Annotated in this window: 9 protein-coding genes; 3 read left to right on the top strand and 6 right to left on the bottom strand. The window is 34.1% G+C overall.

Features of this window, described 5'->3' with window-relative positions; all coding sequences use genetic code 11:
* Positions 1–12 precede the first annotated feature (12 nt).
* Positions 13–1,485 (top strand): xylulokinase, encoded by a 1,473-nt coding sequence (xylB, locus tag X928_RS06325; protein ID WP_103078978.1) that lies wholly within the window; start codon positions 13–15, stop codon positions 1,483–1,485.
* Positions 1,486–1,734: 249 nt separating this feature from the next.
* The gene (locus X928_RS06320; RefSeq protein WP_103078977.1) at positions 1,735–2,721 is read left to right on the top strand and encodes a 2-hydroxyacid dehydrogenase; all 987 of its coding nucleotides are present in this window, start codon (positions 1,735–1,737) and stop codon (positions 2,719–2,721) included.
* A gap of 2 nt (positions 2,722–2,723) precedes the next feature.
* Here the strand turns inward: X928_RS06320 and lnt are convergent, their stop codons facing one another.
* The gene (gene lnt / locus X928_RS06315; RefSeq protein ID WP_103078976.1) at positions 2,724–4,199 is read right to left on the bottom strand and encodes an apolipoprotein N-acyltransferase; all 1,476 of its coding nucleotides are present in this window, start codon (positions 4,197–4,199) and stop codon (positions 2,724–2,726) included.
* Between the two features lie 258 nt (positions 4,200–4,457).
* Between lnt and X928_RS06310 the strand changes: the two genes are divergently transcribed.
* Positions 4,458–5,957, top strand: coding sequence for a carboxypeptidase M32 (locus X928_RS06310; protein ID WP_103078975.1), 1,500 nt, complete (start codon positions 4,458–4,460; stop codon positions 5,955–5,957).
* Positions 5,958–6,005: 48 nt separating this feature from the next.
* Here X928_RS06310 and X928_RS06305 read toward each other — a convergent pair whose 3' ends face one another.
* The 5 genes from X928_RS06305 to X928_RS06285 all read right to left on the bottom strand — a co-directional run bounded on the left by X928_RS06305 (position 6,006) and on the right by X928_RS06285 (position 12,245).
* Positions 6,006–8,378 (bottom strand): Lon protease family protein, encoded by a 2,373-nt coding sequence (locus tag X928_RS06305; RefSeq protein ID WP_103078974.1) that lies wholly within the window; start codon positions 8,376–8,378, stop codon positions 6,006–6,008.
* Positions 8,379–8,466: 88 nt separating this feature from the next.
* Complete coding sequence (gene purB, locus X928_RS06300) at positions 8,467–9,762, bottom strand: adenylosuccinate lyase (protein ID WP_169926326.1); 1,296 nt, start codon at positions 9,760–9,762, stop codon at positions 8,467–8,469.
* Positions 9,755–10,579, bottom strand: coding sequence for a pyrroline-5-carboxylate reductase (gene proC / locus X928_RS06295; protein ID WP_103078973.1), 825 nt, complete (start codon positions 10,577–10,579; stop codon positions 9,755–9,757). The genes purB and proC overlap by 8 nt, the downstream gene beginning before the upstream one ends.
* 1 nt (position 10,580) lies before the next feature.
* Positions 10,581–11,831 (bottom strand): glutamate-5-semialdehyde dehydrogenase, encoded by a 1,251-nt coding sequence (locus X928_RS06290; RefSeq protein ID WP_103078972.1) that lies wholly within the window; start codon positions 11,829–11,831, stop codon positions 10,581–10,583.
* 111 nt (positions 11,832–11,942) lie between these two features.
* Positions 11,943–12,245 carry a PadR family transcriptional regulator gene (locus tag X928_RS06285; RefSeq protein ID WP_103076521.1) on the bottom strand — a complete coding sequence of 101 codons (303 nt, stop codon included), beginning with the start codon at positions 12,243–12,245 and terminating at the stop codon, positions 11,943–11,945.
* Positions 12,246–12,284 lie beyond the last annotated feature (39 nt).

Below are 12,284 nucleotides of genomic sequence, written 5' to 3'. Positions count from 1 at the left end.
GAGGTGATCAGTTTGCACAAATATTTAGGAATAGATGTCGGGACAACCGGATTGAAGGGTTTAGTTGTATCTGAAGAAGGAGAAGTTTTGGATAGTTATTCCTATCCATTAGAAATGAAAGTTCCCAAACCTGCATGGGCTGAACAAGACCCTGAAGATTGGTGGATTGGTGTATACGACATATTAAAAAAAGTGTCCAGAACGCATCAAATAGATGTAATAGGGTTTTCCGGACAAATGCATAGTTTAGTGGTTTTGGATGAAAATAATAAACCTATTAGGCCCGCAATCCTTTGGTGTGATCAAAGAACCACTCCCCAATGCAAAGAAGCTACAGAAGCTTTTGGTGGTGAAGAAAAGGTTATCTCCAAAATAGGCAATCCCTTTTTGGAGGGTTTCACTTTCCCAAAAATACTGTGGTTAAAAGAAAATGAAACAGATAATTTTAACAAAATAAAGAAGATTCTTCTACCTAAGGATTATATAGTTTTTAAGCTAACAGGAACCATTGGTATAGACTACTCCGATGCGTCTGGAACAGCTTGTTTTAATGTAAAAACAAATTATTGGGATGAAGAGATATTTGAAACTTTTGGTATTAATATGGATATAATGCCTGAATTGTATCCTTCTTATGGGATTCGAGGTGAAATAAAAGAAAACCTACAAAAAGAATTAGGATGGAAGAACACAAAAGTTGTTTCAGGAGGAGCAGATAATGCATCAGCTGCGTTTGGGATAGGTATATCGAAAGCAGGAGAGTCGATGGTTAGTATTGGAACTTCGGGTACTGTTCTAACTCTTACTGAAAAAAAGGAACCTGATTTATCAGGAAAAATACATTACTTTAACTATGTAATAAAAGATAAATATTATTACATGGGGGTAATGCTTTCAGCTGCTCATTCTCTAAATTGGGTTAAAAATAGATTTTTTCCAAGTTTGGATTGGGCAGAAATAGAAGAAAGAATAAACCAATCAGTACCAGGTTCAAACGGTATTATTTTTCTTCCTTACTTAAACGGTGAAAGAACTCCACATAGAGATCCTAACGCGAGAGGTGTTTTTTTTGGGATTTCTTCTTTGAATACTGAAAACGACATATTAAGGGCAACCATGGAAGGTATAACCTTTGGCCTTAGGGATTCCTTTGAACTTATAAAGGAAAAAACAGAGATAAAAGATATGAGGATAGTTGGAGGAGGAGCCAAAAATAAAAGTTGGGCAAAGATTGTTGCAACAAACTTCAAAATACCCGTTAAAATGCCTAAAATTGATGAAGGCGGTGCGTATGGAGCAGCTATGTTGGCTGCAGTAGGAGATGGCCAAAAGCTTGAAGATGTTTTAAAATGGGTAAGATTCAAAGAAATTATTGAACCTAATTATCAAGATACAAAGATTTACGATGATTATTATGGAATTTATAAGAATTTGTATAAATCGTTGAAAGGAAATTTTGAAGAGTTGGCAAAAATTCAAAGATGATATATAAAAGAGCGGCTTTAGCCGCTTTTAAAATTTTTAGTTTAATTCCGACTTTTTTTGTGATATAATTATTGTTGATTATTAAACAGTAAGGGGTACATGGCGAAGCCCGTTTCGATTCAGCTAGGTAAAGGATTATAACTTTCTTCCTTAGATGGGTGGGCTGCGGGGCGAAGGGGCGCTATGTATAAAGTTTTAGAATCTCTAAAGACTGTAAAATTAATCACTTTGAGGGGGCATTAGAAAAAATTGAAAGTATTATTTATGAACAAGTTAAATTCGTACTGGAAAGAAAAGATTAGTGAATTGAAGAAATTATTTCCCAACGATGAATTTCTAGATAGTGAAGAAATCAGCAATGTAGAAAATGCTATGGAAGTTACAGATGCAATAGTGTTTGGTGGAGACTTGGATGAGAATATATTGGAGAAGTCAAAGAATTTGAAAATGATTTTTGTTCCATATGCTGGGGTGAACCAATTACCCTTAGAAATACTAAAAGAAAAAGGCATTAGCGTTGCAAATAGTCATGGTAACGCTAGAATAGTGGCAGAAAGGGCTTTTGCCCTTGCTTTAGCTCTTCTTGGGAAAATTGTGCCTTATCATAACGATTTAAAAGAAGGAATTTGGCATGGATTTAGTGCTGGAGAAAGTGTTAAAGATTCATGGGTATCTATTCAAAACAAAAGTTGTGCAATATTGGGATTAGGCAATATAGGGAAAAATCTTGCACAAATGCTTAAAACTTTTAACTGTAAAATTGTGGGCTATAAAAGAAATGCAAATATAGATATTGAAAATGTGGATGAGATTAGTTCTGATTTAGATTATGTAATAGAAGAAAGTGAAATTGTATTCGTAACTCTACCTTTGACGAAATATACAAAAGGGCTTATCGATGAAAAGGTGTTTAATAAAATGACTGGCAAGTACATAATAAACGTTGGAAGAGGTGATGTTATAGATCAAAGGGCACTATACGAAGCTTTGAAATCTAAAAAATTAGCTGGAGCCGCTATAGATGTTTGGTATAATTATCCCTCCAAAGAAAAACCATCAATTTTGCCAGCCAATTACCCAATTCATACCTTTGATAACGTTGTTTTGTCTCCACATGTTGGAGGTTATAACACTGAAGCTACAAGGTATAGTATCGATGAAACCATAGAAAATATAAAAGGCTTTCTAAAAGGTGGTACGGCAAAAGACTTAATTGATTTAGAATTTGGATATTGAATTTAAAGAATTGCTAGCAAAAGGGCTCCGATAAAAAATAAGATTTTTAATATGTCTGAAGCCTTAGAGTAAAACGAGATATTATCGTTTGGGTTGACAAAAAAGATCCCCGTTTTTTCCTCTTTGGTTTCAAATATGTTGGTGATTCTTCCATATTTATCGATTGAGCCGGTTAAGCCTGTATTTGAAACTTGAATGAAATCTCTTCTCGTTTCTACTGCTCTAAAAACGCCCTGACTGAAGTGTTGAAACAGGCCGGTTTTTGAATTAAACCAACCGTCGTTAGATATTGCAATCAATAAATTTGCTCCATTCTTAGCTTGATTAATTGAAACTTCAGGAAAATAAGTTTCAAAACATATTTGTACACCAAAATTAGTTCCGTCTAATGAAAAGGTTGAGTATTCTTCCCCAGGAGTATAATAGTTTAATAATCTAAAAACATCAAAGTTTCCAAATATAGTTTCATATGGTAAAAATTCGGCAAATGGTGTTAATTTAACCTTATCGTAGATACCCTCAATACTCCCATGTTGGTTATATACCCAGGCAGAGTTAAAATGGTTATCGTTGTCTATCCTTGGGTGTCCTAATATTACAGGTTTGTATAAGTTTTGAATGTCTCTTACTATTTGGCTTTCTATTTCTAATTTTGAGACGTCTTCAAGAAAAGTTGATTCTGGAAAAACTACTACATCCACATCCCTATTTTTAAATTCTTCGATATTCTTAGAAAAAGTTGAATAATCTTGTATTGGATTTGAGGAGTACTTGATCTCTTGTGGAACATTCATTTGAACGACTCCAACCTTTATGGAATCGTTTGTGCCATTGATAGGAGGTAGATACCTCACTATAGCAAAGTTAGAAATGTATATAGTAGTAAATATGGCAAGAATTTTAAATACCTTGTCACGTGAATTATCGAAAGCTATCAAGGCATTGACGAAAACTACGATAAAAGTGAGACCAAAAGACCCTATAATAGAGGCGATTTGTATTATTCCAGTATGATCGTAAAGGGCGTATGATAAATTTCCTCCCATAAAAGCCAAATCTCCAAACCCCCTTAAAACTTCCGCAACAGTGTAGGCAAAAGAATAGAAAAAGACCAATGAAAGATAATTGTATTGTCTATCTTTTCGATGATAAAGTTCTGATAAAAGCCAAATGATGAGATAAGGTATCATTAAAAGTACTATCATTCCAACGTATCCAAAAAAACCAACGATTGGAGAATAATTTTTTAAAATTTGGGGTATATTTTTGGATAAAGTAGGAAGCAGCCACCAAAGAGTAGTTACAAGCATGGAAGAGGAATATATTATCGTATGGAGTAATCTTTCATAGTGAGTTTTTGATCTGGTCATATTCCTCAGAAAGAAAACCAATGAAAACCAAATGAAAAAAGAAAATAAATTACCTGGCATAGCCAAACCGGTTAAAACACCTGAAATTAAAGTAAGTAGATAATTCATAACTACCCCCTGAATTATATTTTGAAAATCTTGTTTCTTGTATAATTATGCTGTCGTTACAATATTATACAGCAAACTTTGTGATAGTTCAAGAAATCTGATATAATTAGGATAACTAACAAAATCTGTATAGCTGCTTTATCCTTAGAGGGTGGGGAGCGGGGCAAAAGGTAAAGAATTTTTATCCTTATGGGCGCTATATATAAAGTTTTAGAATTTCTAAAGATAGAAAAATCTGTATAAGAGGGGGTAAAAAAGATGTCTAAATTGGAAGAATTTAAAGAATTTCAAGCCAAAATTTCAAGATACAGTCAAGCTATTGCACTAATGCACTGGGATTTAGAAACTAACGCTCCAAACAATGCTTTTGAGTATCGTTCTAAAGCTTTAGGAGAACTTATGGAGTCACTGTTTAGAATGTCCGTTTCCGATCAGATGGGTGAATTTTTGGATTATTTTTCAAAGAAGGAAAATTATGATGAATTAAGTGATATTGATCAAGCAATGGTAAGGGTAACCAAGAAAGATTTCGATAAGTTTAAAAAGTTGCCTCCACAACTTATCCGACAATTAGCCGAAACGACTTCAAAAGCAGGTCATTTTTGGAAAAAAGCCAGGGAAGAAAATAACTTTTCTTTGTTTGAACCTTATTTGCAAGAAGTCGTATCTTTAGAAAAAGAACAAGCAGAGGCTTTAGGATATGAAAAAAATAGATATGATGCTCTTTTAGACTTATTCGAGCCTGGAATGAAAACAGAAACGTTGAAAGGCACAATAAATTACTTAAAAGAGCATCTCCTACCCTTTATGAAAGAGCTTTTAGAAAAGGGAAAAGAACCAAGGTACGATTTTTTTGAAGGTGATTTCGACGTAAATAAGCAGAAAGAGTTATCTCTGGAAGCGTTAAAATTTATGAATTTCGATTTCGATTCTGGACGTATGGACATGTCTGCTCATCCTTTCACTACAAAAATTGGTCCAAAAGACGTTAGAATTACAACAAGATACAACAATAAAGATTTGAGATATTCTTTATTTTCAACTATGCACGAAGGTGGACACGCTTTATACGAACTTCATATTCCTGAAGAATTTTTTGAAACTTCTTTGGATGAAGGTACTTCTATGGCTGTGCATGAATCCCAATCAAGATTTTGGGAAAATATTATAGGAAGAGGTCCTCATTTTTGGGTGTTCTTTTCTAAAAAGTTGAAAGATACTTTCCCATCTTTTGAAGGAATAAGCAGTGATGAACTGTATAAAGGTGTCAATATAGTTAAAAAAGATTTTATCAGGACTGAGGCAGATGAAGTAACTTATAACTTTCATATTATGTTGAGATTTGAAATCGAAGAAGCACTGATCAACGATAGAATAAAGGTAAATGAATTACCAACCGTTTGGAACGATAAAATGAAAGAATATTTAGGTATCGTGCCACCAAACGATGCCGTAGGTGTTTTGCAAGATGTTCATTGGTCAAATGGGCAATTTGGTTATTTTCCTTCATACATGTTAGGCAATCTTTACAGTGCTCAATTGCTCTCAAAATTGAAAAAAGATTTAAAAGATTATCCATCTCAAATAGAAAAAGGAGATTCAAAAGAAGTTTTGAACTGGATGGTTGAGAATGTCCATAAGTACGGTAAAATATACGAACCAGAAGAACTTTTGAAAAAGGTTACAGGTGAAACTCTTAATCCCAAATATTTTGTTGACTATATAAAAGAGAAGTTTTCTGCAATTTATGGATTATAATTAAAATCCCCCATCTATATACGATGGGGGTTTTAAAATTGATCTGGCTTATTTGTTTTCTTTTTCGTCTTTTTCTTTTTTCTCTTCTTTTGATAATTTCTTGAGGTTTTCACTCACATAGTAATAAAATGTGCCTTCTTCGTATTCACCGTTTTCATTTGGTGTCCCTGCTTTGTAATCTGTCATTAGTTCGATCGCTTCGTCTATATTATCAATAGCCCAAATATGGAACTTTCCATTTTGTATATCTTCGTTTATTTCGTCTTTTAATACAATATTATCGATATTCTTACTTGGAATAATTACCCCTTGGTCTCCTGTAAAATTGAGATTTTTACAAGCGTCGTAAAATCCTTCTATTTTTTCGATTATTCCTCCAACTGGTAAAACCTCTCCACTTTGATTCATAGATCCGGTGATGGCAATATTTTGTTTCAATGGAATGTTAGCTATAGAAGACATTAAAGCCAGAGTTTCTGCTATTGTAGCGCTGTCTCCTTCAATGATAGAGTAAACTTGTTCAAAATTTAAAGAAACGCCGAAGCCTGTTTCTATAAAAGAAGAAAATTTATGTTTGAAATAGTTTTCTATTATCAATGAAGATTTTTTGTATATTTTTCCGCTTAAGTCAATATCCCTGTGTATATTTATGATTTTTTCAGAAGAGGATCTGTAACTTTTTGCTGTTATTTTGACTGGATGGCCAAAGGTGAAATCTCCTGTATCCAAAACAGTCAATCCATTTATTTGCCCAATTTCAGAGCCTTCAGTTCTTATGTCAATCTTTTGTTCTTTAATTGCATTAAATAATTTTTTCTTATGAAATGAAAACATCTTTTCTCTAAACTTTATAGTATCTTTTATATCTTTGGAGGTTATATATGGGCTTGTTCCATTTTTTCTAGAAATGTTGCAAGAGTCTATTAGTAGATTCTTAATTTCCCCCAATTTTAAAGAGAACCTTTTGTTATTTCCATTCATCCTACAACTGTACTTGATTATCTCTTCAATCGCATCTTTTGTAAAATGTGAGATATCGTTTTCTTCCACTGTGTTGCTTAAGAAAGCTAAAAATTTATTTAAATTCTCGTTACTTAACTCTGCCTCATAGTCAAATTGTGATTTTATAGGAAAAAGTTTTTCGAATTCGCTATCGTAAACTCTTAATAAATCGTACACCCATTCTTCTCCAATGAGTACTACTTTAACGGTTAAAGATAAAGGTTCTGGTTCCAAACTTTCAACGTTCGAATAGCCTTCAGCAGTTTGAATATTTTCAATTTTTACTTCTTTTTCAGATAAAACCCTTTTAATTACCTCCCAAGCGTAAGGTTTTCTTAAAACTTTTTCCGCTTCCATGATTAAATAACCACCATTTGCCCTGTGGAAAGCCCCCGATTTTATCATTGTAAAATCAGTTTGGAGAAGTCCCATTTGGGAATAATACTCTATTCTACCAACCAAATTTGAAAAAGTGGGGTTATCTTCTTCTATCACAGGAGCACCTTGTAGATAAGAATTATCTACTACAATGTTGACATTGTATCTTTTTTCTTTAAGATAAGTTATTAGGTTTTGATTTTCAGAAGTTAATTGGGATAAATGAGAAGCTATGTCTTCTTTTAAGTTTTGAAGGTATTCAAAAACATCTGAATATTTGAGATATTTCTTTTCAAGGGGTTCAAAAAGCTTAGCTAAGCTAAATGCAGCCCAATAGCGTCGTAAGTTTTTAACTTCCTCCCAGTATTCTTTATCCATCTCCGTGATCTTTACCATAGTTTTTTCAATTAATTCTCGCAACTTCTCTGAATTTTTTCTAAAATACTCCTTTATCTCTTCTGGAAGATTTTCAAACTCTGAGCTGCTTATTTTTTTGCCGTCATACACTGGAACGCTGACTATACCTTTTTCAGAAGCCTCAAGTATAAAACCAAGAGATTGAGCCTGTTTTCTTAGATCGGACCACAATTTTTCCCTCTGCTCGTTGTATTCTTTTTCTAATGAACTTAATCTTTGTTGGAATTCTTCCGTCTGCATAGTTTTATTTAAAACTTGTACAGACGAATTAATAATAGATTGCAATTCAGATTTGAAATTTTTGGCCTCTCCTGCGGGTAGTTTCAACAGCTTGGGTTTCTTTTCTTCTTTGAAATTAAAAACATACAGAAGATCTTGAGGAGCTTTTTGAGTTAATGAAATTCTTTCGATGATCTTTCGAGTCATACCTCTTCTACCACTACGGTTTGGACCAACAATGAAAACGTTGTTTGAATCGTTACTGCTTTCCAAGGCAAATTGTAGGATTTCACATGCATCCGTTTGTATGGTGTAATCTTGATAAGAACCAATTTTTATTTCTGAAGTGTTATCGATGTTGATATCTGGGATTTTAATTTCAAAATCACTTAAAGTAAGTTTCATGATTCATGCCTCCTTTATTTGCACTTTTACCACCTTTAGAAATTCTAAAAACTTGATTAATAGCGCCCCTTCGCCCTGCTCCCCACCCCTAAAGTTCAAACCTTTCGTAAATTTTGTTTATATTTTTTAGATAATAATCAGGCGAAAATATATCTTCAAAGGCTTCTTTCTCAGAAAATTTTGTGTTTACTCTGTTATCTTCCAATAAAATTGCTTTAAAATCACGCCTTTCATTCCAAGCTTTCATAGCGTTTTCTTGAACTATTTTATAAGCTTCCTCTCTACTTACCCCTAATTCAACTAACTTTAGCAACACCCGTTGAGAATAAATTAAATTATACGATTTTTCTATGTTTTCTTTCATTCTATCTTTGTGAACAACTAAGTTTTCAACTAAGTAATTTGCTTTATTCAACATGTAGTAAGTAAGCATTGTTGCATCCGGTATAAACACTCTTTCTACAGACGAATGAGAAATATCTCTTTCGTGCCATAAGGAGATATTTTCATAAGCAGAAGATAAGTAAGATCTTAGCATTCTTGACATCCCCGTCAACCTTTCACACAATATGGGGTTTTTCTTATGGGGCATTGCTGAAGAACCCCGTTGCCCTTTTTTAAAAGGTTCTTCTATTTCCAGGACCTCTGTTTTTTGAAGGTGCCTGATTTCTATAGCAAGTCTTTCTATACTGCTTCCTATCATAGCTAAAACACTGAAAAATTCAGCGTGAAGATCCCTTGGTAAAACTTGAGTAGATACTTTACAAGGTCTGAGGTTGAGTTTTTTCAAAGCGATTTCCTCTACTTTTGGTTCTATGTTAGCATAATTTCCAACCGCCCCGCTGAGTTTTCCTTGGGAAATGTTATCTATAGCCTTATCTAATCTTTCTTTGTTTCTCTCTTCTTCCGCAACAAATCCTAAAATTTTTAATCCAAAAGATGTTGGCTCAGCGTGTACCCCATGGGTTCTTCCAACTATAATAGTATACTTGTGATCCACAGCTAGTTTTTTGAGATTAGCTATGTATTTAGTTAGCTCATCAAGAATAATCTCTCCTGCTCTTTTTATAGCTAACGATAAAGCTGTATCGACAACATCTGACGACGTTAAGCCTTTGTGAAAGTATCTTGCCTCATCTCCCATATCTTCAGTTACCACTTTTATAAAGGCTATCACGTCATGATCCACTATTTTTTCTGTGTTTAATATTTTTTGAACGTCTAATTTTGCTTTTTGTTGAATATTTTGGGATGTACCTTTGGGAGCAAGGTTCAGTTCTTCAAAGGCTTCTGTTACAGCTACTTCTACTTCAAGCCATCTTTCGTATTGGTCATCTAAAGTCCAAATGTCTTTAATTGGAGAAAGAGAGTACCTTTCAATCAATATCAACACCTCTTTGTGAATTCAGTTCTTTTGACCGTATAGTTGCTTCTTTTACAGCGTCCATAAGGATGCCTCGTAAACCATGAGATTCTAAAACTTCTATTCCTTTTATTGATGTACCTCCTGGGGAAGTAACCATATCTTTTAACTCTCCAGGGTGTTTCTGTGTTTCTAAAACCATTCTTGCAGCGCCAAGTAAAGTTCTTGCGGCAAATTCAGTGGAAAGCTCTCTAGGTAAACCCATTAGAACACCACCGTCGGATAAAGCCTCTATCATAATATAGACATATGCCGGTCCGCTCCCACTTAAAGCTGTTATCGCGTCCATCATATCTTCTTCAACCAAATATACCTTTCCAACACTTTCCAAAATCTTCTTAACCGTTCTCAAATCATTTTCGTCAACGTTCTTCTTTTTACTTATAGCAATAACGCCTTCACCAACTAAAATAGGGGTGTTGGGCATGGCTCTTATTATCTTTGATGAAACTGGTAAAGCTTTATCCAAATGGCGCAAACTTACTCCTGCAGCTATTGATATAACTATCTTGTCTTCACAAGAGGGACTTATTTCCTCCAATACTTTATCTATTACTTGCGGTTTCACAGCTAAAAGAACGATGTCAGATTCTTTCACCGCTTTTGCATTATCGGACATAGTTTTTATGTCACAGTAATTAGAATTTCTTTCAGAATCGTATTCAAAGACATCTGTTCCGATTATTTGTTCTCTTTTAAGTGTTTTTGTTTGGATTAAACCTTTTACTAACGTGCTTCCCATTTTTCCCAAACCTATCACACACAGTTTTTCATCCATACTATCTAACCTGCCCGTTTCCCAAGATAATGTATTTGGTAGTTGTTAACTCGTTGATTCCAATCGGTCCTCGAACATGCAATTTTTGTGTACTTATCCCCATTTCCGCGCCGAAGCCGAACTCTTCACCATCGGTAAACCTCGTTGAAGCATTGACGTAAACGGCTGCAGAATCTATTTCGTTTAAGAATTTTTGCGCGGTAGTATAATTCTCGGTTATAATTGCTTCAGAATGCTTTGTACTGTACTTGTTTATTTGATTTATGGCTTCTTCAGTACTATCAACTATTTTAACGGCCATTATATAATCTAAATATTCAGTTGACCAATCTTCTTCTTGTGCCGGTTTCATTTGAGGTATTATTTTCAAGGTTTTTTCGCAACCTCTTAATTCTACTTTCTTTTCAAAGATTGAGTATATTTTTGGTAGAAACTCTTCTGCAATATCTTTGTGGACCAATAATTTTTCTGCTGCGTTACAGACGGAGGGTCTGCTCATTTTAGCGTTTTCAACGATTTTAAGTGCCTTTTCAAGATCGGCTTGTTTATCAACATACACGTGACAGTTCCCCGCCCCCGTTTGTATAACAGGGATCATAGAATTTTCAACCGTATTTTTAATTAAAGATGGACCGCCTCGAGGTATCAGCACATCGATGTATTCGTATAGTTTCATCAATTCATCAACAGCTTTTCTATCTATAACCTCAATGAATTGCACTATATCCTTTGAAAAACCAGCTCTTTCAATAGCTTGATGGATAATCTTCACCAAAGCGTTGTTAGAATGAATCGCTTCAGAACCACCTCTTAATACCACACAGTTACCCGATTTTATACATAATGCTGCTGCATCTACTGTTACATTTGGCCTGCTTTCATATATAATGGCGATTACCCCTAAAGGGACTACCATCTTTCCAATCATCAATCCGTTTGGCCTTTTCCACATTTGAGAGATGTTACCAACACTACTTTGAAGTTGTGCCACTTTTTGCACACCTTTAGCCATTTTGGTGATTCTTTCCTCGTTCAGTAACAGCCTATCTAAAAGACTGCTTGACATCCCAGTGTTTTTAGCAACTTCGACATCCTTTTGGTTTTCTGATATTATATAGTTTTTATTGGCCATTAGCTCTTCCGAAATATAGTTAAGAATTTTGATCTTATCCGTTTCAGAAGTTGAGCTAAAGTTTCTTGAAGTATCTTTAGCCTTTTTTGCCTTGCTTAAAACATACTCCTGTAAATTCACAATTTTGCCCTCCCTCTCTTGATTTTCTCCCCGTTTTTTTTTTATGTTTTTTAATTATATCATAACTTTTTGAATGTGAACGTAAAGGCAAAGCTCACCTTTTTTATATAATTATATTATTTCATGAAATAGTTCTTTTACTTTTGCTTTTAATTCCTTTAATAGGTTTTCTCCTTGGCTTGTAATAGAGTAATATATTCTTTTTTTACCTTCTACTATTTCAGTTCTTTTAGTGAGAAGATTTTCTTTTTCCATCTTGTGTAGTAAGGGATACAAAGTACCTGGGCTTATATTGTAACCGTGCCTTTTTAACTCAGAAATCATCCAGCTTCCATAGATTGGAGCTTTTTGTGCATGGTGCAATATATGTATTTGAATTAAACCATTCAAGATTTTATTTAAATATTTATTCATTTTAATGCGATCGTTTGATTCTTTTATGACTATTTTCCC

This window comes from Petrotoga miotherma DSM 10691 (genome assembly GCF_002895605.1).
GTDB lineage: Bacteria > Thermotogota > Thermotogae > Petrotogales > Petrotogaceae > Petrotoga > Petrotoga miotherma.
The sequence above is the reverse complement of the archived record's forward strand: the minus strand, read 5'-3'. Positions and strand labels throughout refer to the sequence as shown.